Annotated in this window: 19 protein-coding genes; 10 read left to right on the top strand and 9 right to left on the bottom strand. The window is 59.9% G+C overall.

Annotated features, from left to right (window positions below; translation table 11 throughout):
* Positions 1-14: 14 nt before the first annotated feature.
* Complete coding sequence (locus HUK73_RS24585; protein WP_176594368.1) at positions 15-1,703, bottom strand: thiamine pyrophosphate-requiring protein; 1,689 nt, start codon at positions 1,701-1,703, stop codon at positions 15-17.
* 201 nt (positions 1,704-1,904) lie between these two features.
* Here HUK73_RS24585 and HUK73_RS24590 point away from each other — a divergent pair, with 201 nt between their 5' ends.
* The 8 genes from HUK73_RS24590 (at position 1,905) to HUK73_RS24620 (ending at position 9,671) form a co-directional block, all read left to right on the top strand.
* Entirely contained in the window at positions 1,905-2,207 is a 303-nt protein-coding gene (locus tag HUK73_RS24590) for a hypothetical protein (RefSeq protein ID WP_176594369.1), read from the top strand.
* Positions 2,208-2,354: 147 nt separating this feature from the next.
* Entirely contained in the window at positions 2,355-3,128 is a 774-nt protein-coding gene (locus HUK73_RS24595; protein WP_369805606.1) for an enoyl-CoA hydratase-related protein, read from the top strand.
* A gap of 229 nt (positions 3,129-3,357) precedes the next feature.
* On the top strand, positions 3,358-3,567 hold the full coding sequence (locus tag HUK73_RS27025) for a plasmid pRiA4b ORF-3 family protein (RefSeq protein WP_255326534.1): 210 nt from the start codon (positions 3,358-3,360) through the stop codon (positions 3,565-3,567).
* A complete protein-coding gene (locus tag HUK73_RS27030; RefSeq protein ID WP_255326535.1) occupies positions 3,564-3,722 on the top strand; it encodes a plasmid pRiA4b ORF-3 family protein in 159 nt (52 codons plus the stop codon). The genes HUK73_RS27025 and HUK73_RS27030 overlap by 4 nt, the downstream gene beginning before the upstream one ends.
* An 855-nt stretch (positions 3,723-4,577) precedes the next feature.
* Entirely contained in the window at positions 4,578-7,139 is a 2,562-nt protein-coding gene (locus tag HUK73_RS24605; protein ID WP_176594371.1) for a TonB-dependent receptor, read from the top strand.
* A gap of 129 nt (positions 7,140-7,268) precedes the next feature.
* A complete protein-coding gene (locus HUK73_RS24610) occupies positions 7,269-8,252 on the top strand; it encodes an alpha/beta hydrolase (RefSeq protein ID WP_176594372.1) in 984 nt (327 codons plus the stop codon).
* Positions 8,249-8,770, top strand: a complete 522-nt coding sequence (locus HUK73_RS24615) for a hypothetical protein (protein ID WP_176594373.1) — start codon at positions 8,249-8,251, stop codon at positions 8,768-8,770. The genes HUK73_RS24610 and HUK73_RS24615 overlap by 4 nt, the downstream gene beginning before the upstream one ends.
* A gap of 157 nt (positions 8,771-8,927) precedes the next feature.
* The gene (locus HUK73_RS24620; protein WP_176594374.1) at positions 8,928-9,671 is read left to right on the top strand and encodes an SDR family NAD(P)-dependent oxidoreductase; all 744 of its coding nucleotides are present in this window, start codon (positions 8,928-8,930) and stop codon (positions 9,669-9,671) included.
* Positions 9,672-9,904: 233 nt separating this feature from the next.
* Here the strand turns inward: HUK73_RS24620 and HUK73_RS24625 are convergent, their stop codons facing one another.
* From HUK73_RS24625 to HUK73_RS24660, 8 genes are all read right to left on the bottom strand, one after another.
* Positions 9,905-11,791: an AMP-binding protein gene (locus HUK73_RS24625; protein WP_176594375.1), complete on the bottom strand. Its 1,887-nt coding sequence runs from the start codon at positions 11,789-11,791 to the stop codon at positions 9,905-9,907.
* A 29-nt stretch (positions 11,792-11,820) separates the two neighbouring features.
* Positions 11,821-12,981, bottom strand: a complete 1,161-nt coding sequence (locus HUK73_RS24630) for an acyl-CoA dehydrogenase family protein (RefSeq protein ID WP_369805608.1) — start codon at positions 12,979-12,981, stop codon at positions 11,821-11,823.
* 48 nt (positions 12,982-13,029) lie between these two features.
* Positions 13,030-13,875 carry an enoyl-CoA hydratase gene (locus tag HUK73_RS24635; protein WP_176594376.1) on the bottom strand — a complete coding sequence of 282 codons (846 nt, stop codon included), beginning with the start codon at positions 13,873-13,875 and terminating at the stop codon, positions 13,030-13,032.
* Positions 13,876-14,010: 135 nt separating this feature from the next.
* Positions 14,011-14,376 carry a VOC family protein gene (locus tag HUK73_RS24640; protein ID WP_176594377.1) on the bottom strand — a complete coding sequence of 122 codons (366 nt, stop codon included), beginning with the start codon at positions 14,374-14,376 and terminating at the stop codon, positions 14,011-14,013.
* Positions 14,377-14,481: 105 nt separating this feature from the next.
* Positions 14,482-14,937 (bottom strand): hypothetical protein, encoded by a 456-nt coding sequence (locus HUK73_RS24645; protein ID WP_218036716.1) that lies wholly within the window; start codon positions 14,935-14,937, stop codon positions 14,482-14,484.
* Positions 14,938-15,079: 142 nt separating this feature from the next.
* Positions 15,080-16,288: a zinc-binding dehydrogenase gene (locus tag HUK73_RS24650; RefSeq protein WP_176594379.1), complete on the bottom strand. Its 1,209-nt coding sequence runs from the start codon at positions 16,286-16,288 to the stop codon at positions 15,080-15,082.
* A 12-nt stretch (positions 16,289-16,300) separates the two neighbouring features.
* Positions 16,301-17,293, bottom strand: coding sequence for an oxidoreductase (locus HUK73_RS24655; RefSeq protein WP_176594380.1), 993 nt, complete (start codon positions 17,291-17,293; stop codon positions 16,301-16,303).
* 387 nt (positions 17,294-17,680) lie between these two features.
* The gene (locus HUK73_RS24660; RefSeq protein ID WP_176594381.1) at positions 17,681-18,331 is read right to left on the bottom strand and encodes a TetR/AcrR family transcriptional regulator; all 651 of its coding nucleotides are present in this window, start codon (positions 18,329-18,331) and stop codon (positions 17,681-17,683) included.
* 447 nt (positions 18,332-18,778) lie between these two features.
* Between HUK73_RS24660 and HUK73_RS24665 the strand changes: the two genes are divergently transcribed.
* Positions 18,779-19,222 (top strand): VOC family protein, encoded by a 444-nt coding sequence (locus HUK73_RS24665; protein ID WP_176594382.1) that lies wholly within the window; start codon positions 18,779-18,781, stop codon positions 19,220-19,222.
* 87 nt (positions 19,223-19,309) lie between these two features.
* Positions 19,310-20,500: an amidohydrolase family protein gene (locus HUK73_RS24670; RefSeq protein WP_176594383.1), complete on the top strand. Its 1,191-nt coding sequence runs from the start codon at positions 19,310-19,312 to the stop codon at positions 20,498-20,500.
* The last annotated feature ends 25 nt before the right edge of the window (positions 20,501-20,525 follow it).

Genomic DNA, 20,525 nt, shown 5'->3' on the forward strand with positions numbered 1-20,525 from the left:
GCCTCTCCCGCGGGTCAGACGCAGCGGACGTCGACGAGCGCCTGACGGCGTTCTTCGCGTACGACGCGAAGCGCTTCCGCCAGCGCGGCCCTGAGTTCGCTGCGCTTGTGAACGGTGACGCCATGGCCCCCCGATGCTGTGCAATAGGCCGCGAATTCAGGCGAAGGCGAAAGGTTCGAGAAGCGATCTTCGGTGTTGGCGCGACCGTCCGGGTAGACGAGTTGCGTCGCCATATCGACCGCCCACCAGTTGCAATTGTTGGCGAGGATCGTGAGTATCGGCAGGTCGTGCTTGGCCGCTGCATGGTGGCACGCCGCCGGGTTGGCGAACATATAGGCGCCGTCGCCGAGCGTCGCGATCACGGTGCGATCCGGCGCAGCGTATTTGGCGCCGAGCGCGGCGGGGAGGCCCCAGCCGAGGCCGCCCGATGCAGGCAGGAAATAATAGGTGCCGGCTTTGGTCCGGTTCAGCAGGCACGGCGTCGCGACATATTCGTTGAAGACGATATCGTCCTCGCCGAGCAATTCGCCGAGCATCGCGGAAATGGTGTTCTTGGTGATTGGCGCGTCGGAATCAGACGCGGCCTCCTGCTTCCGCAGCGCGGCGATCGAGTCGTGATGCACCGAAGCGGCGGTGCGGATTTTCTCCGCCCTGGCCGGGTTGATGCTACCGGCGCGCTTGCCTAGTGCGATCGTCAACTGCTTCAGGAAGGCGGTCGGGGTCGCTGCGATGTTCAGGTCCGCACGATGTGAACGGATCGGATAGTCCGAATAAAGGGGATCGACGCCGACTTGCGCGATGAAGCAGTCGGGCCGCGGTGATCCGTGCGCGTCCATCCATGGAACATCCGATTCCAGGAAAACGATAAGATCGGCTTTCTTGAGCACGCCAAGGGTGTCGGGGCCGAGGCGATTCGGATGGTTGGCCGCGATGTTCAGGTAGCGGTGCCATGGGTCGGCGACGCCGACCGCAAACTGTTCGGCGCAGGAGGTCAGTAGGGCGACCGATTCGGGCTCGATGCCCGAAGCGGTGGCGACGATGACCGGGAAATCGGCCGCAACGATCCGGTCGGCGAGCTGATCGATGGCATCGGGGTCGGGGTAGACGGCTGAAGGGACTGGCGTACGGAGGCGCTCGCCAGCCGGGCTTTCGTCTGCTTCGGCCAGCACTTCGCGCGGCAATGCGAGATATACAGGACCGCGGGGATGGGCGGTGGCAAGGCTCAGTGCACGATCGACGACAGCGTCGACCTGCCGCGAATCGCGCAGCTCATAGTCCCATTTCACAAACTCGCGGACTAAGCTCGCTTGATCGAACATCTCCTGCGACCAGTGGATTGGCAGGTCGCGGGCGCCGGTGACGCCGCTCTCAAGAATGGGTGAGCGTCCTGCGGTGATGAGCAACGGTATCCGGTCGCGTGCTGCGTTGGCGACAGCACAGGCAACGTTTGCAGTGCCGACATTGACGTGCAGCATCACCGCCTGAGGCTTGCCTGATACAAGCGCCGCACCATGCGCCATGCCTCCGGCAAGGTTCTCGTGCGCGCAGAGCACCGGCTTGGGCAGTTCCGGTCCCCCTTCTTTGGTGTTGGCGGCATAAGCCTCGACGATCGGCGCGAAATCGGTCCCCGCATTGGCAAAGATCGAATCGACCCCGTGCTCGGCGAGTGCGGTCAAATAGCGGGTGGCGGCGGTATGGGACATGTGATCCTCTCTCCAGCGGAATTTTCTTGCCAAGCCTATAGATGGAACGATCTAATAATGCTAGTACAGAAAACGGCATCGGTTTCGAAGAGAGCCCGCCAGTCGAGTTTTATCCCTTCCTCTGACCGGAAGGATCAACTTGAAATCAGTGGGTTAACAAGAGGCTGGTGCAAAGGTTGTTCAATCTTGGGAGATGAAATTATGTCTGTTGCTGGCAAATATGATACGACGGTGAAGAGCCCGATGGGCGACCAGAAGGGTGTTTTTACCGTCGTTCCGGCCGAGGGCGGAGCGTTCAACGGAACAGTCGTTGATGGGATGGGCACGATGGAGGTGGTCGATGGACGGGTCGATGGCAATATGTTGACCTGGAAGATGAGTACCAAGGTTCCTATGCCACTCGATTTCGATTGCGAAGCGACGATCGATGGCGACAACTTGTCCGGCAAGGTCAATGCTGGAGCCTTTGGCGAAATGGCGCTGAGCGGCACCCGTCAGAATTGATGCTCTGAACAGGCCGCTGGAGCCCATTTGGCGGCCTGACTTTCCATACGATCGAATCTGTGCGTCTTCCGGAGCGGGATTCGTGATTGCCGACTCTATCGAAAAGTTGACCCGATGACCTCTGACCTTGCGCTGAAACATCTGACCGTGTCACTTGATGCCGATGGCGTTGCGACGGTGCTGCTCAATCGGCCACCGGCAAATGCCATCGACCGCGATATGTACATTGAGATTGCTGGGCTGTTCGCCGAACCCGACCGGATAGGTGACGTGAAGTCGATCGTGCTTGGCGCGGAAGGCCGCTTCTTCTGCGCCGGCAATGATCTTGATGAATTTGCGACGATGACGCCGGACAATGGCACTGAGCGGATGTGGCGCGTGCGCGAGGCCTTTTTCGCAATCCAGAACTGTACCGTGCCGGTGATCGGCGCGGTGCACGGTGCAGCGCTCGGATCCGGGCTCGCAATCGCAGCGTCGTGCGATTTTGTGCTCGCTAGCCCCGATGCGAAATTCGGGCTCCCCGAATTGACCGTGGGTGTGATGGGCGGTGCGGCGCATCTCGCGCGGCTCGCCGCGCAGCCGGTGGTCCGGCGCATGTATTTCACCGGCGAAGCGATCGAGGCGCGGCAGCTTGTGGCATGGGGTGCCGCAATCTTCCTACACGAGGGTGAGGGACTTATCGAGGAGGCGCAACGGCTAGCCCGCCGTGCGGCATCCTTCAGTCCGACCGCGGTGCGGCTCGCCAAGCAAATTCTCGGCCGCATCGAAACGATGGATTTGCAGCCTGCCTATGCGTTCGAACAGGGCTATACCGTTAAGATGAGCGGTCATCCGGATTCCAAGGAGGCGCTGCGCGCCTTCGCCGAAAAGCGGGCGGCGAATTACGCGCCGCGCAATCCACAATGGACTATTGAGGTCTGAAAGTAAAAATCGATATGGTCTTGCCCGAAACCTTCATCCGGACCGTCGGCAAGGCCACATTCGATCGCCAGAACATGCGGGTCGCGCGCATGGGACTTATGGCCGAGTGCAGTGGCGTGGTTCACCGACGTCATCGAACGCATCGGCAACCACCCGATCAATCGGATCGATAACTTTTACCCTGGAGATGGCAGGCATCAAGGCTGACCAACGATCTGGAGAAGGCTGCGTGAGCAACGGCACTGTCGTGCGGATGAAGAGTATGCTGGACGATGTCACGCCGGCCGTCAGTCGGACGCTGGAGGTCCCGCTCAATATCCGGCTCGACCGTTTGCACACCGTCTTCCAGACCGGCTTTGGCATCCCCGATCCCGAATATGGCTTCGATGGGCCGCTCGACGCCCGTAAGGCCACCCTCGCTCACGTCCTGGCGGATTGAGGCGCAAGACCTTCCAATATCTCTATGACTTTGGCGACGCCTGGGAATATAGCGTCAAGATCGAGCGCGTCAGCCCAACCAGCCTGCACCTGACATATCCGCTCATCCTCGATGCAGTAGGCATGGGGCCGCCAGAAGACTGTGGCGGCCCATGAGGCTATGCCGAAAAGCTGGAAGCGCTCGCAAAAAATGGGCGCCGCGGACAAACCGGTAAGCCTGAAAGGCCACGTCAACGCCACCTTCCGTCGGTGCTTACGAAATGATAAAAATGCTTGTCGGTCATTCGCATTGACGATCCCGATCAACGGGTCGTCACCATCGGAGAGAGGATGATGCCGGAATTCGATTGATGCAGCTTTTGCACAGCGCCGGGATGGTGGGCGAACCGTCTGATGCTGCCATTTCCTTGCCCGGATCGGTAATCTTGACGAGGCTTTCCGATGATGTGCTTGGATCGGTGTCATTGTTCGGTACGCGATTAAACATTCAACTTGGGCAACCATGGAGGGACGGGATTGCGAGTTGCCTGGCAAGACAGGCACTCTTTGTTTTCAGGGATTTGTGGAGGGGCGGGACAGGGCTATGTGAGCCTGTATCGGAAGCTGCAAAGGCTCTGGTTGCCCACATCGCTCTCGAAGAAGGCACCTGAATGGCCTGCGCCCGATGCTAGTAGACGTTCGATCTATAAATATATTGACGCGCGATCGTTATGTGTTTAGATCGTTCTGTCCAATGCAAGGGCGCATCGCTTCACAGCATTGAGGTGTCTCTGAATGTGCAGTGTGCGGGCGAAAAATAAGGCCGCCGCTTGCGGGGAAGTATGAATAAGCCACGCGACCGGGAGCCGGCGACGATGGTGAAATTATCGGAGAGGGAAGATGATCCAATTTGGCAGGACGGAAGTAGTCCGTAGCTTGGTTGCAGGTGTTGCTCTTGCTGCTATGGTACAGGGCGCAGCGCATGCGCAGGAGGCCGCCTCCGCGGTGGACACGGCAGATGCGCAAGCGTCAATGCCCAGTCTCGGCGACATTATCGTGACTGCGCAGAAGCGCGCAGAGAATGTCCAGAAGACGCCGATCGCAATAACGGCGATTTCAGCGGACCGAATTGCTCAAGCCAATCTCGACAGGCCAGACAAGCTCGGCTTCTCGGTGCCGTCGATGACCAACGCCGAAAGTTCAGGCTTCTCTTTTCTCACCCTGCGCGGCGTGGGCAACAGCACGGCGGGTCTGTCAGAGGCGACGGTGGCGACCTATCAGGACGGCGTCTATACCGGGATGCAGATCACGCAGAGGGTGCCCACCTTCGATCTGGAACGCGTCGAGATTTTGCGCGGGCCTCAGGGCACGCTCTATGGTCGGAATACGACTGGCGGCGTGGTCAATTACATTACCAAGACTCCGAGCTTCGAATTTGGCGCGGTGGGGGACGTCTCCTACGGCAATTTTGACGCCATCGAGACCAATGTCGGTCTGACCGGTCCGCTCGTTGAAGACAAGATTGCTGCCAAGGCCTCGTTCAACTACAGCAAGCATGACGGTTATTATCCGAATGTCGTGATCGGGGGACGGGATTATGCGGAACGTCAGATCGGCGGCAGGCTGGCGGTGCTCCTGCGGCCGACCGAAAACCTGTCGATCACGGTCCGGGGCGATGCGACCAAGAACAGGTCGACCAATTCCTATGTCTCGCTCGGCACGACATCGCTGGATGGCCTGACCGATCTTGCCCATCCTCTGGGCATCTTCTCGCAGCCTGCGGCCTTTTTTGAAGCGAATCCGGGAATATTGTCGCCCGCAGACATCGCCAAGCTGAACGGCGGCAGCATTGCGAGCTATTATAATCTGATGCAACCCGGCGAGCCGGCGCCGGATCCGCTGAAGACCGGGAAGACTGCGAACCGTCTGCCTAATCTATACAAGACCAAGGCGTCCGGGGCGAGCATCACCGTCGATTGGGATCTCGGTGATGTGAACGTGAAATCGATCTCCGCTTATCGCTATGGCGACCTTTATGCGGAAAGCGACATTACCGGGCAACCTGTTCCGCTTACGCCGACGCCCAGGCCGCTTGCGATTACGGAAAAGCAATATACCCAGGAATTCAACTTTTCGGGCAAGTCCTTCGATAATAGGCTCGACTGGCTTGTGGGAGCCTTTTATTATCGCGACGATGGCGACTATCGGGGCCAATATTATCTGGACGGCTTGGGTCAGCTGATACAGGCGGGCGCTTTTACCGCCAATATGTCGGGGTCGCCCTATCAATTGGCTCTGAATTTCCCCCAAGGGCCTCTGCCGTCAATTAACAGCCTTGCCGGCGGCCGCACCAGCATATGGCAGACGGCGCTCTCGGATGGCCCCGCCTATCCGGGCGACCCGGCTGGCAATGTGACCGCGGGCGTGACAATCCCCCAAACGCCGTATCAGAGCTTTCGGCAGACCCAGCGGAGCCAGTCATACGCCGCATTCGCCCAGCTTACCTATCATCTGACCGACAAGCTGCGCCTGACCGGTGGTTTCCGCTACACGATCGATAAGAAGGAAACGCACCGCATCATTCACAGCAACTTCCTGTGGGCCTTGGCTGCTGCCCGGATGCCGGATGCCAGTGATGATTCCATCGCGACGGCGGCCGGCCTGTGCGATACGAGGAGCAAAAGAACCTGGAAGAAGCCTACCGGCACGATCGGTATCGACTATGATCTTGCGCCGCGCGTGCTCACCTACGCCAAGGTGGCCCGGGGTTACAAGGCGGGCGGCATGAACAATTCGGAATGCAACAACATCTACGACCCGGAAACCCTGACCGATTACGAGGGTGGGGTGAAGGCGGTGCTGGCCGATGGTCAGGTGCTGACGAACCTTTCCTTCTATTATTATGATTACAAGAACATCCAGTTCCTCACCTTTTCGAATGTGAGCACGCTGATCAAAAATGCCGGTTCGGCCAAGACCTTCGGCGTCGAGCTTGAATATGCATTCCGTCCGAAATTCGCGCCGGGCTGGCAACTGGACGGTGCAGCTTCGTTCCAGGAATCGAAATATGGCCAGGGTTGCTTCGGCGATCCCGCGAACACCAACAATGCAGGTTTCCTGTCTACGCCCAAGCAGGCCTGCCCGGCGACGGTGCTCAACCCCAATACGGGACAGATGGTGCCGATCGGCGCTTCCGCCAATATCAAGGGCAACGATATGATCCGTGCGCCCCGCTGGAAGTTCAATGCCGGCCTGCAATATTCCAGGGACGTCAACGACTTCGGCAATGTGATGGCACGTTTCGATGCCGCCTGGACGGATAAATTCTACAATACGATCTTCATGGACAAAGCTGTGGGTTATGCGGATACGGTGCAGCATAGCTACTGGAACCTGAGAGCTTTGGTGGCCTGGACCTCGCCCGACAAGCGTTTTGGGTTAGAGGTATATGGCGATAACCTCACCAACAAACTCTATGCGGTCGACCGGCAGCTCGTGAACCTGCCGCCCACCATGATCAACGTGGGTGGGTTGTTGGGTTCCCCACGCACCTACGGCGTCAGGTTCAGGGCGAAACTCGGACCGGCCTATTAAGGCGGATTGCGCACGGGCAGAGATATGAAGGCGCCAGCCATTCTGGGTGCGCCCAAGGCGCCTTCACATCCCGTCGCACATTGACGACCAACTGCCGACATAAAGCATCAGGAAAGGGGAGAGGCATCCATGTCTGGCACCATCCTTCGTCCACCGTTCGATCCGCAGCTTGATCCCATCCTCGTCGCGGTGGGCGAGCAGATGCCCTTGTCGATGACGGCCGAGATGATCCCGATGATGCGCCAGGGAACGCCGATCGACATTGATGATGAAACATTGGCGGCCGCGGGCGTCACGCGCCGGGATATCACTGTCAGAGGCTTTGAGAATGCCGAAATCGGCGTCTCTGTTCTGTCCCGAACGGATCATGCGGACCCAGGCCCCGGGATCTTTTACACACATGGGGGCGGCATGGTCGCCGGTGATCGCCTGGCGGGCGTGCAGGTGCTGTTGCCGTGGATTGTCGCTCATGATGCGGTGGTCGTCACGGTGGAATATCGGTTGGCGCCGGAGTTCCCCGATCCCTATCCGGTGGAGGACTGTTATGCGGCACTTGTCTGGATGGCAGAGAATGCCGCTGAAATCGGGATCGACGTCGCCAGGTTGATCATCGCCGGCATCAGCGCTGGCGGTGGACTCGCTGCCGGAACTGCCCTGCTGGCGCGCGACCGTGGCGGTCCCTTGCTGACGGGGCAAATGCTGATCTGCCCGATGCTGGACGATCGGGATCAGACAATGTCCTCGAAACAGTTCGATGGCGTCGGCCTGTGGGACCGGGCGAGCAATGTCATGGGCTGGACGGCGCTTCTGGGGGATCGCCGGGGGGGAGAGTGCGTGTCGATCTATGCCGCGCCGGCGCGCGCTACCGATCTGTCGGATCTGCCACCGGCCTTCATCGACTGCGGATCGGCGGAAGTGTTTCGCGATGAGGACGTCGCCTATGCGACCGCGCTGTGGGCGGCGGGCGTTCAGGCCGAATTGCACGTCTGGCCGGGCGGATTCCATGGCTTCGACATGATGGCGCCGACCTCGGCGATCGGGGCGGCCGCAATCGCCGCGCGCGATAGCTGGGTCGCGCGCCACTTCCATTCACTCCTGGGAGACTGCAAATGAAGGAACTGACGTTGGAAGAGATGGAGGCCATCCTCCACGAACATGAAATTCGCGAGCTGGCGCAGGATATCGAAGCGACAATGGATACGGTCGCGCCCAATCCCTATTATGAATTTCCGTCCGCCGGCTGGCGGGTCGATGGCGAAGAAGGTGTTCGCGAACATTATCGGCGTTCCCTCCCGCATGGCGGTACTGCAAATATCGCTTCGAAGAAGCGGGTGCATGGCGTCGGACCTAATACATTGTTTCGCGAGGCGTGGATTTCGTGGGATGCAAAGGATGGCACGCGGCTGACCGGCCAATATATGGCCGTACTCGAATTCGATCCCGTGACCCGCAAGATCAAGAGCGAGCGACAGTATAGCGATCGGTCCTTTGATCGGTTCCTGGATCCGCATCTGGGCGATGACTATGGTGAATGTCCCGGCGTCACCCGGCTCAACGAGAATGCGAAGCCCATTTCCCGCGAGGACATGCTCGCCGAGATCGAAGAGACTGCCAACATCCGGCAAGGGTGAACGCATGATATTGCCGTCCAGCCTCTGCTGGGCGGCGGATTCGTTCGTCGATTACATGCAGCCACTTTAATTGCGCCGGGATTCTGTCTCCTCGATTCAGGTTCGGACGCCCTTGGGCGATCGCAGATATCACGGATAGATAACGGAGCTAAGGGCAATGAAACTAAAGGAGAAGGTGGCGCTCGTCACGGGCGCTGCGCGTGGCATCGGCGCTGCGATCGCCGAGCGACTTGCGGCCGACGGCGCGGCGGTCGCGATCAACTATGCGCGTTCTGCAAATGCGGCGGAAAGCGTAGCCAAGCGCATCCGCGACGCGGGGGGAAAGGCGATCGTCGTTCAGGCTGACGTGGGTGACTGGTCTCAGGCGCAGGCGCTGGTAGAAAAGGCGGGACGGGCCTTCGGGCGGCTGGATATTCTTGTCAACAACGCGGCCGATATACGGTTTGAGCCATTGGCGACGATCGGCGTCGAGGAGATGCGCACGCAGTTTGCCGTCAACTTCGAGGCGGCGGTTGCGACCATGCAGGCGGCGCTGGCGTTTTTTCCGGAAGAGGGCGGACGGATCATTAACATCAGTTCGCTCGCGGTGGCCAATCCGATCGCGGGCCATATGACCTATAATGCATCAAAGTCCGCGCTTGAGGCGATGACGCAGGTGGCTGCCGTTGAATTGGGCGCGCGGGGGATCACCGCCAATGTGGTCAGGCCTGGGCTGACCGAAACCGACGCGGTCAAGGCCAGCCTGAACGATGAAGGAAAGGCCTTCCTGATTGGTCGCACGCCATTGCGCCGGGTCGGAACCCCGTTTGACATTGCGGATGTCGTGGCGTTCCTGGCGTCCTCTGACGCGCGATGGATTACCGGACAGACATTGATGGCGACCGGCGGACTCACGCCCTAGGGCCGATGGACATTCAGCCCTGAAGGTCTGCAAATGGCGTTGGAATGAGCCGCCTGTCTCATTCCAATCCGCGCTTCCGGTGCTCACCTACTTTTTGTACGTTGCGTTGAAGCGAGGCGCGTGACTCGCTTCAAGGGTCGCGAAAAATCATCATTTTAGCTGCGCTGGCCTTCGGCTCGGCTCTTCATCGTCTGAATGTCGATCGGCCCTAAGGTTCGTTGCTGCGGCGGCGATCAGCGCGGTGACGCCGGATAGCCGACCGATGCCAGCGCCGCCTTCGTCATGGTGACGGCGACCGGCGCTTCAATGGTGGCAGGTATTTTCGGTTCGTGGCCATCGGCAAGATCGCGAATGACCGAGCGCAATATCTTTCCCGATCGTGTCTTGGGGAGTTGTTCGACCACAGCGACAGTGCGAAAGGCTGCAACCGGGCCCAGTTCTTGCCGCACGCGCGCGACCAGTTCGACGGTGAGGGTCGCATCGTCCGTGACGGCGTTCGCTTTCCGGACGACGAGCGCGACAGGGAGCATACCCTTCAGACTGTCTGCCGCCCCGACGACCGCACATTCGGCGACGGCGGGATGCGCGCCGATGATCTGTTCGATGCCGGCGGTGGACAGGCGGTGACCGGCGACATTGATGATGTCGTCGATACGGCTCATGATGTGGAGGCGCCCGTCCTCGTCAATGAGGCCCGCATCGCCGACTGCATAATAGCCGGGATGCCGGGACAGATAGGACTGAACAAATCCCGCCTGATTTTGCCACAATGTCGGAAGGCATCCGGGAGGCAGGGGTAGGCGGATCGCGAGTTCGCCGATCTCGCCGGCGGGTAGCTTGCGGCCGTCTGCATCGAGTATTTCGAATGCATATCCGGGAACCGGATGGCCCGCGCTTCCGAACAGGGTTTCGGTGCGGCCGAGGCCGAAGCAGGTCGCGATCGCGGGCCAGCCTGTTTCGGTTTGCCACCAATGGTCGATGACCGGCAGCGCCAGCCTGTCGCTCAGCCATTCCAGGGTCGCCGGATCGGCGCGCTCTCCTGCAAGGAATATCGCCTTCAGATATTCGGGCTTCTCGCCCAGGAGCGTAAGGTCGGGATCTTCCTTCCGGATCGCGCGAACGGCGGTCGGGGCGGTGAAGAAGATGTCTACATCATGTTCGCGCAGGACACGCCAGAAGGCGCCGGCATCGGGCGTGCCGACGGGCTTGCCTTCATAGAGGATGGTCGTGGCGCCTGCGAGGAGGGGAGCATAGACGATATAGCTGTGTCCAACGACCCAGCCGACGTCGGACGCGGTCCACATCGTGTCGCCGGCCTTGACCCCGAAGATGTTCCTGATCGACCAGGCGAGGGCGGTTGCATAGCCGCCGGTGTCGCGGACGACACCCTTGGGCGCTCCGGTAGTGCCCGAGGTGTAGAGGATGTAGAGGGGGTGGTCAGCGCTTACGGCAACGCATTCGACGGCTTTGGCTTGCGCCAGCGCTTCAGCCCAATCCTGATCGCGCCCGGCGATCAAGGTCGCATGATATTCGGGGCGCTGCAGAATGATGCAGCGCGGAACCTTGTGCCTGCTCTGTTCCAGGGCGTCATCGAGCAGCGGCTTATATTCGACGATCCGGCCCGGCTCGATCCCGCAGGATGCCGCCAGCACGAGAACTGGCTCTGCGTCATCGATGCGTTTGGCAAGTTCCTTGGCCGCGAAGCCTCCGAACACGACCGAATGGATGGCGCCAATGCGCGCACAGGCGAGCATCGCGAACATAGCTTCGGGGATCATCGGCATGTAGATGACGACCCGGTCGCCGGTTCGCACGCCGATGGCGCTGATCATGCCGGCAGCGCGCTCAACCTCACTCAGAAGCTCGGAATAGCTGTAGGTGCGTTTTGTGCCGGTGACGGGGCTGTCGTAGATCAGCGCCGTCTGATCGCCCCGGCCATCGTGAACATGGCGGTCGAGCGCATTATGGCAAATATTGAGGCGTCCGTCGCCGAACCAGGCCTTGCCATCAAATATGGCGCCAGGCGGTCTTTCCCACGCGATCAGCTTCGCGGCTTCGCGCCAGAAGCCATCCCGATCCTCGACACTCTGGCGATACAGATCGGCATATTTGTCGGCCACGGGAGATTTCCCCGATTCCGTCGGCGGGTTCAACGCGGCAGTCCCAGCCAGTTCACGATGTTGTTGCGCTGGACGGCCGATGATCCGCCGATGATCGGCAATGCCAGCACGTCGCGAACATAGCGTTCGACGTCGAAGCCCTTCACATAGCCATAAGCGCCGAAAATATCCTGCGCCGACAGCACGACCGCCTTCGCTGCTTCCGTGGCGAAGAGCTTGGTCATGGAGGTTTCGGTGCCACAGCGCACATGGTTGTTCGCCATGCCGGCGGCATGGTCGAGCATCAGGCGTGCGGCGTGGCACTGGGTACGCATGTCGGCAAGCTTGTGCCGGATCGACTGATAGCTTGCGACCGGTTTGCCGAACTGCCTGCGCTCCTGAACATAAGTCCAGGCATCGTCGGTTGCGGCGGTCGCGATTCCGACCGCCATCGCGGCGACCTCCAGCTTTTCGACGTCGAGACCAGCGCCGGAAACCATGTTCCAGCCATTGTTCCAGCCTGCTTCCTCACCCATCAGATTGCCAAGGGGCACGCGCACGTCGATGAGGCGAACGTCGGTGGTCGGGGCGCCCTTCAGTCCCAATCCTTCGATCGGCGTGATGTCCACGCCGGGCGCGTTTGCCGGGACCATGACCATCGAAAGGTTTCGGTAGCGGTCTTCTTTTGGGCCGCTGCGGCCAAGAACATAGATATAGTCGCAGATATTTGCGCCCGAACAGAAGCGTTTTTCGCCATTGATGACCAGTTCGTCACCGTCCCGGGAGATGGTCGTCTGCACGCTGGCGAGATCGGCGCCGACATCGGGTTCGGTCCAGCCATAGGCGAAGATCAGCTTTCCTGCTGCCACAAGCGGCAGAAGCGTCTGTTTCTGCGTCTCGGACCCGCACTCGACGAGGTTCATGCCAGCATAGCAGGCGGACATGATATAGGGGATGGCGACGGCCAGACTGCGCTTCGACAATTCCTCGATCACCATCATCGTTGCGGCAATATCCCGGCCCGCGCCGCCATATTCCTCGGGCACGGTCAGGCCCATCATCCCCAGCTCGCCCAGTTCGTTGAAGACCTCGCGGGGGAAGTGATTGTCCTTGTCCCACCGTGCGGCATCCTCGCGCGGCATACGCTTCTCGACGAAGCGACGGATCGTCTCGCGGAGCATCTCGATATGGTCTTGGTCTGCGGAGGTCACGTCTTAGCCCTTGTCGATGAATTTGGCTCTGGTAAGCAATAATTGCGGCTATTTCTGCGCGGATTTCGACGCGAAGCGCTCCATGAAGGCGGTGTCCATATACGCTCCCTTCTGGTGCAATCGGTAATGTGTGTGTGCCAGGTGATGTGCGTTGAACGCCGCGCGCTGGACATTCTCGAAGCCTTGCGCGTGGAACGCTGCGTTGATGGCGTCTTTCGCGAGCTTGAGTGCGAAGGACGGCTTGTCGGCGATGCTGCGCGCAAAGGCGAGCGTTTCGGCTTCCAACGCATCGCGCGCCACGACCCGGTTCACCATGCCCGCCGCCTGCGCTTCAGCGGCGGTGATCGGTTGGCCCGTCATCAGAAACTCCTTGGCCTTGCGGATGCCGAGTTCCCATGTGTGGGCGAAATATTCGACGCCGGGAATGCCCATGAACATCGTATTGTCCTGGAAAGTCGCATCGTCGCTGGCGATGACAAAGTCGCACGGCCATATCAGCATCAGGCCGCCCGCAATCGCCTTGCCCTGGACCGAGGCGATCGTCGGTTTCGCCAGATCGCGCCAGCGACGGCAAAAGCCCTCGTAGATTTCCTTCTCGCGGCAATAATAGGCCTCGGCGCCGTCCCAATTGTCGGCGCTCCAACTGCCGACCCGCTTGTGGCTCGCGTCCTTGGGATTGGCTTCCCTGAGATCGTGCCCAGCAGAAAAGTGGCTTCCTTTGCCGGCCAGCACGACCACCTTCACCTCGTCATCGATCATCGCCGCGTCAAAAGCGTCGTTCAACTCGTAGAGAAGGTGCGTGTCCTGCGCATTGCGCATCTCGGGCCGGTTCAGCCAGATACGGGCGATATTGGCTTCGGGTTTCTCGTAGATGAGCGTGTCGAACATGGGCATTGGAGTCATCCTTTGACATCGGGACGGCGGGCGGCGCGAAGGAAAGTGATCTCGGACACCGCCTGCCGACGGGTGGCCGCTCGTTCTGGCGCAAGGATTCCAGACGCGTGAGCCGACCAACCGTAATTGCCGGATTTACCGTTTCAGCGCGCAGATCTTGTTGCCGGACGGGTCGCGCAGATAAGCCACATACATACCGTTCTGGCGCAGGCCCGGCGGATCCTCACACGCGGTTCCGCCATTGGCGACACCCGCTGCGTGCCATGCGTCTACCGCTTCGGGGCTGGTCGCTGCAAAACCGATCGTGCCACCATTGGCATGCGTCGCGGGCTGCCCGTCGATCGGCTTCGTGAGCGCAAGGATGCCCGCCTCGGTCACATAGAAATAGCGCCCCTTGGGGTCCTGAACGGCGGGGCCGTGGCCGAGCGCGCCGAGAGCTGCGTCGTAGAATTTCTTGGACGCCTCAATGTCATTCGCACCGATCATGATGTGACTGAACATGCGACTTCTCCTTCAAGTCTGAAAATGCATAAAAGCTGCGTCAAATGGATCGTCCGGCAGGCGTCCCGACCATATGGCCGGGTCGTTTCATGCCCGCCGGCCCAATCACATCTTGACGCGCGGGTTGTTGATGGTGAGCCCACGCGCCGCTGCTGCGGCAAAAGCGTCGTGAACGTTGACGACGGACAGGGACGCGGAAATTTCCGTGACGCCAGGCATCTGTGCAAGATCCTCGCCGATGATTTTCGTCATGAATTGCCCATAGGTAAGATCGCCGTACATCCGCTCGCCCTTGATCTTTTTCAGTTCCGGGTCGAACTCCACCACCACATTGTACAGGCCGGTAGCCCGCTGGCCCTCGTCATTGTCGAAGGAAATGAGCGCTTCGCGAACGATATGATTGTTGTCCACCATCACGATGCGCGCGTCGGCCTGCAGATTTCGTTCCTCGCCGCCACGGAAAAGCATACGCGAATACATTTCGCGAACCGCATCCCATCCGTCCACGGCAAGGCCCATGAAGCAAAGTTCAAAATGCGGATTTGGCACCAGCGTCGCCATGGTGGCGTCGATGTCATACTCCAGTTCCGCAATTTCATGTGCGAGGAGAAGCTCCTCCATTTCCTGCCTTGTAAGATTTGTCATGCTATCCAGGCTCCCAGTTAGACATTCCGTCTTTGTGATTATTGGCCGCGCAGTCGTCTCAGAGGGCTGCAATCGAGCTGCGCGGATCGATCAAAACCTTAGCGTGCCGCTCGGGCTGCCCGAGCGCATCAAAGGCCGCTTCCACTCCGGCGAATCCCACGGTTCCGGTCAGGAAGGGGGTCGGGTCGATCTTGCCCTCAGCCAGCATGTGTAGCGTATCGCGAAATTCGCCGGGGTTGTAACCGACCGAAAAGCGCAGGTCGACTTCCTTGATCAACGCTGTGATCGGATGAAATGTGTCGGGTTCCAGACATCCGCCGACCACGACGATCCGGCTCATGGCCGGTGCACCCGTGATCAGTCGGTCGAGAATTCCGGGAACGCCGACGCATTCGAACACGACAGGACCCGACGGTCCCTTGTCGAACGCGTGCATGGCCCGGAACAACTGCCACCAGGGCACAAGCGCGAACCGCCGGAGCTTCTCCATCGCGTCGAAGCCCAGATTGATATCGTCGGGATGGCCGGGAACCGACCAAGGCGTATTGGGAAGCGAGATGACGCCGGCAACCTTGGTGCTGCGGCTGGGCTTGGGATCGGCGGTAAACGGGTCCACCATCGTGGGATCGACCACCACGTCGGCGCCGCAGCGGGCCGCGAGCTCGCGGCGGCGCGGCGACAGGTCGGATGCGACAACGCAATGGATGCCGGTTGCCTTCAACAGCGCAATCACAGCCAGACCGATGGGGCCGCAGCCAATGACATAGGCTGTTTGCCGTTTCTCGATCTGGCTGCGCCGTACCGCGTGCCAGGCGACCGACATTGGCTCGGTCAGCGCGGCATGTTCGGCGGACAAACCGTTCGGCACTGCAAAAGCCATGGATTCCTGGACGACCATCTGTTCTGCAAATGCGCCCGGCGCTTCCGGCGACGATCCAATAATGTGTGGATGGCGGCCATGCCGGCACATGGGCATTGCGACCATCAACGTGCCGGGCTTCCAGCGGCGATGGGTGTCTGGGCCATAGTCCGTGACTTCGCCACTGAACTCGTGACCGAAAATGACCCCGTTTTTGCCTTCTGCAAATGCATCGCCACCGACGGCGGCCGCTGCATGGGCGAAATGGTCGAGATTCGTCCGTAGATGAACGTCCGAGCCGCAGATTCCGGCGCGCGATACATTCAGCAACACCTGTCCGGTGCCCGGTCGAAGGTCGGGAACATCGGCGATATCGAAGTCGCCACCGCAACAAAGGACTGCCTTCATGATCTGAAGATCCTATATCTTTACGATTGTGCGACCCCGCACGGTGCCGGTGAGGATAGTGCCCGTCGCTGCCTGAACCCCATCAAGGCCGATTTCGTGCGATATGCTTTCGGTCAGATATTTGGGTTTGAGGTCGGTCCCAAGTCGCCGCCAAAGATTGGCCCGGACGTCGGCCGGACAATTCACCGAGTCGATCCCCAGCAGGTTGACACCGCGCAGGATGAAGGGCGCGACGGTCGTATTCACAACCATGCCGCCGGTCATGCCACAATTGGATACCGAACCGCCATAGCGCGTCGAGCGCAGCATGTAGGCAAGGGTGTCGCCTCCCACCGGATCCACGCCACCAGCCCAGCGCTCTTCGTTCATATAGGCGTCCGGCTTTGCCGACACCTCGTCTCGGCCCAGAATTTCGGTCGCTCCGAGTTCGCGAAGGAAATCATGCTCTTCGACCTTGCCCGTGCTTGCCGAGACTTCGTAGCCGAGGCCGGCGAGCATGTTGACCGCAGTGCTGCCCACGCCGCCGGTAGCGCCGGTGACCAGAACGCGGCCATCGCCGGGCTTCAGCCCATTTTCTTCCAGCCGCTGGATCGCGAGCCCCGCTGTAAACCCAGCTGTTCCCAGCGCCATCGCTTCTTTCATGGTCAGGCCCTGTGGCAGCGGCTCGAGCCAATCGGCGGGCAGCCGGGCATATTCAGCATAGCCGCCGAAATGACCGGTTCCCAGGCCCCGGCCGATCGCGACCACTTCCTGGCCGACCTTGAAGCGCGGATCGCTCGATTCGGAAACGATACCAGCGAGATCGATGCCAGGCACCATGGGATAGGCTGTCACCACCGGGCTGCCTGGCACGCTGGCGAGGCCGTCCTTATAATTGACGCTCGAATAGTGGACGCGCACCGTCACGTCGCCTGCGGGAAGGTCGTCCAGCTCCATCTGCCGTATGCCTGCGCTAAACCCGCTGTCGTCCTTGTTGACGACAAATGCATTGAATGACTGGGTCAATTTCCTCTCCTATTTTTGCGCCCGCTGGTCGAGTCTCGTCCGGGACAAGCCGGGATTGACCGCCGGGTCCGTCGGTTTTCCAGGTTCCGGGTGGTCTTCTGGAATTAGACAGAACGATCTAGCGACGATGTACGCGCATGTTGCTCGCGCCGTCAACCGATTCCTGAAGACGGCGAGCGAAAAGCTCCGAAATTATCGAAATGAGGGGACGCAAGGGGCGGAATGAAGACGCGGCAGAACGCGCTCGCAAATGCTTTTCTGCAAATGCGGCTTGCCTTCCGATAGGGAGCGGTGATCGATAGCGAGCGGTCGCGCTGCTCAATCAGCTAGACCCATGGTGCGAGCCCTGTCTCAGAGGAGCGGCTCGCGTTGCTGGCGATAGTCCTTTTAGCGGCCTCGGCCCCGAGCCTGGCCCTTTCGCTTGACCTCAATGCCCTCGGCGGCGAGGCCGGCGGCAACGGCGTTTGCGGCCGTCCGTCCGGCGATATGCATCGGGTCCCGCGATTTCGTTGTTCTCGATAGCAGTGCGGCGCCCTCGATCAGGCAGAAGACATTGATCGCGACCTCGCGAGCGCGTTCGGGAGACATGCCGGCGGCAAGAAAGCGCTGTTCGAACACGACCAGCCAGGACTCGAAAGCCGCTGCTGCCGCGAGCCGCATCGCCTCATCGGTGTTTGCGACCTCGAGAGCGATCGTCGCGAGTGGACAGGAGTCGGCAAAATCGGTCCGCTCGAGTACGTCAGCGGCCTCGATAAAAGCCACCTCGGTCGCCTCCACCACATCGAGATCGGCAGGGTAGCGCGATTCGAACAGACCCCGATAAACGGCTCCGCCATGCTGCACTGCCGCCACGCCAAGCTCGCGCTTGCCGCCGGGAAACCAGTGATAAAGCGATCCATAAGGCGTCTTCGCATCGGCCAATATGGCTTTCACGCCGGTCGCCGCATAACCATTGCGGCTGAAAAGAGCCAAAGCGGATTCAACCAGACGAGTGCGGGTGGCCGATTGCTTTTCGACGGTGGCTTGGGTCTCAGACATGTCGTGCTGCTAACATAATAGATCGCTCTAGGCCAGAATGAATTGCGTCGGAACCGTCGTGAATCTCGCGATCCCGCAATCAATCAGCTTTTGCTTCCGTAAAGGATCGTGCGTTCAGCAGGAAGCGGTCTGCGACCTGATAGTCCCAATATGTGCGTTGCGAAGCGCGAAAACCTGTTTTGGTGAAAGTGCGGGCGGCTCAAATTAAATATTGCGATCTATTTAATTTGAGCCTAGGCTTCAGCACAGGACAGAAAAACGGGAGAGTCGCCCGCGACCTGCCTTGAACGAGAGGTTGTCAGTTCGGGTCGTCGGCCAAGATGCGGGCCGACCGGCGGATCAGCCCGATATCGCAGGCGGCTTTGACCGGTGTGCCTAAGAAATAGTTTTAGCGGAGCTTTCGCGATCGGCATCGGTCAGCGGAGCGAAGGCAGGTGGAGGTGAGTGATGGGTATTCAGCGCGTAGGGCACGCCGTCCTGAAGGTGCGCGACATGGAAGTGTCCAAGCAATTCTATGTCGGCGTTCTCGGCATGAAGATTTCGTCCGAATCTCCCCACGCGACTTTCTTCCGCTTCAACGATTATCACCATGATATCGGCGTATTCAAAGTCAGTGAAAACGCCCAGCCGGCGCTGGCGGACCAGGTAGGCCTGCTGCATATTGCGCTGGTAGTCGACAGCGAGAAGTCGCTCGTCGAGATGTATGAACATCTGAAGGCGAAGGGCGTGAAGGTTGAGTCGACGCTCGACCACGGCATGACGCACAGCCTCTATATCTACGATCCCGACGGCAATGCGATCGAGATCTATTGCGAGGTGCCCAGTTATGATTGGCGCACAAACGATGATTTTGTCGGCTATCTCAAGCCGCTCGATCTCGAATCGCTGTAAACAGGAAGACTTCCGGCGGCGGTCTCGGTTTTCGCCGGACATGAAAAAACCGACGGCCCTGCGCTGCGGTATAATTGGGAGAGAGCCATGAATATTCTCGTGCACGATGTCGATGCCCATGAAATGATCCCCAGTCATCTCTTGGGTGAGGCGTTCGGCGAGCCGGGCCGGATGATGGGCGCGCTCTTCGCGGCTGCTCACGAGTTTCGCCCGGACCCGACCGCCACCAACATGCATCAGCCCGATATCAGGGACACGATGGCGATCGACGTTGACAACATCTGGAAGGTCAAGGGTCCCGGCGCACCAAGCGCGGTGGATATGGGGCGTCGCATCGAGGTGATGGACGTGATGGGGATCGACCGTCAGCTTATCTTCCCTACCACGGCGATTGCGGCGCAGATCGTTGGCGGCATGAATGATTTCGCTTTCAAGCAGCGCTTCGGCGGCGATACGTCGGTGTTCGGCGGGCTGTCGCGTCCGGAGTTCGCGGAGCGGTTCGTTGAAGCCTATAATCAGTGGGCCATTGCCAACTCGGCTATCGACGGCCGGATTCGGGTCGTTGGCATCATCCGGACCCGTGACACCGTGGCGGAGATGATCAATGACGCCAGGAAACTGGTCGATGGCGGCATCCGTGCGGTCTACCTGAATGCCGATGTGCCGCCGGGTGGCGTCTCACCTGCGCATTCCTCGCTCGACCCGATGTGGAAGCTGTTCGAGGAGAAAAATATAGCTGTCACGCTCCACATCGGCACTGAATTCTTCTTCCTCGATCCAGGTTGGGCCGTTGCTGAGACCTTCCAGGATCTCTTCCAGTCGCCGGAAATTCCCAACACCAACATCCAGATGTTCTCGACAGCCCATATGGCGATCGAAAATTATCTCTCGGCGATGGTGCTGGGCGGTGTGTTCGAACGCTTTCCGCGGTTGCGCGTCGGCCTGATGGAAGTCGGCGCCTATTGGGTCGGTCCCGCTGCGCGCAGGATGGACATGTATGTCAAGGTTTTCCCTGGCGCATCGGCCGCCAAATTCCCGATGAAGCCCTCGGAATATATCGCGCGCAATGTTCGTGTTTCGCCATTCAACTTTGAGCCGGTCGACCGCTATTTCAACGAAGATCCTGATCTGGCTGATGTATTCTGCTTCTCGACTGACTATCCGCATGTCGAAGGCACGAAGGATTCGATGAAGAATATGCTCGCGAAGGTCGAGCCTCTTGGCGAAGATATCACGCTCAAATTCTTCCGGAGCAATGCTGAATGGCTGTTGCCCTGAAAGCAGCCTCACGCATTACAAATAC

The organism is Sphingobium sp. EM0848, from assembly GCF_013375555.1.
Classification (GTDB): domain Bacteria; phylum Pseudomonadota; class Alphaproteobacteria; order Sphingomonadales; family Sphingomonadaceae; genus Sphingobium.

Excerpts from the sequence above, each read along its gene's own strand:
- HUK73_RS24610 (WP_176594372.1), top strand. The coding sequence starts at position 7,269 with ATGTCTGGCACCATCCTTCGTCCACCGTTCGATCCGCAGCTTGATCCC.
- HUK73_RS24645 (WP_218036716.1), bottom strand. The coding sequence starts at position 14,937 with ATGGCGACGCTGGTGCCAAATCCGCATTTTGAACTTTGCTTCATGGGC.
- HUK73_RS24620 (WP_176594374.1), top strand. The coding sequence starts at position 8,928 with ATGAAACTAAAGGAGAAGGTGGCGCTCGTCACGGGCGCTGCGCGTGGC.
- HUK73_RS24670 (WP_176594383.1), top strand. The coding sequence starts at position 19,310 with ATGAATATTCTCGTGCACGATGTCGATGCCCATGAAATGATCCCCAGT.
- HUK73_RS24635 (WP_176594376.1), bottom strand. The coding sequence starts at position 13,875 with ATGCCCATGTTCGACACGCTCATCTACGAGAAACCCGAAGCCAATATC.
- HUK73_RS24660 (WP_176594381.1), bottom strand. The coding sequence starts at position 18,331 with ATGTCTGAGACCCAAGCCACCGTCGAAAAGCAATCGGCCACCCGCACT.
- HUK73_RS24590 (WP_176594369.1), top strand. The coding sequence starts at position 1,905 with ATGTCTGTTGCTGGCAAATATGATACGACGGTGAAGAGCCCGATGGGC.
- HUK73_RS24640 (WP_176594377.1), bottom strand. The coding sequence starts at position 14,376 with ATGTTCAGTCACATCATGATCGGTGCGAATGACATTGAGGCGTCCAAG.
- HUK73_RS24605 (WP_176594371.1), top strand. The coding sequence starts at position 4,578 with ATGCCCAGTCTCGGCGACATTATCGTGACTGCGCAGAAGCGCGCAGAG.
- HUK73_RS24585 (WP_176594368.1), bottom strand. The coding sequence starts at position 1,703 with ATGTCCCATACCGCCGCCACCCGCTATTTGACCGCACTCGCCGAGCAC.
- HUK73_RS24615 (WP_176594373.1), top strand. The coding sequence starts at position 8,249 with ATGAAGGAACTGACGTTGGAAGAGATGGAGGCCATCCTCCACGAACAT.
- HUK73_RS24665 (WP_176594382.1), top strand. The coding sequence starts at position 18,779 with ATGGGTATTCAGCGCGTAGGGCACGCCGTCCTGAAGGTGCGCGACATG.
- HUK73_RS24650 (WP_176594379.1), bottom strand. The coding sequence starts at position 16,288 with ATGAAGGCAGTCCTTTGTTGCGGTGGCGACTTCGATATCGCCGATGTT.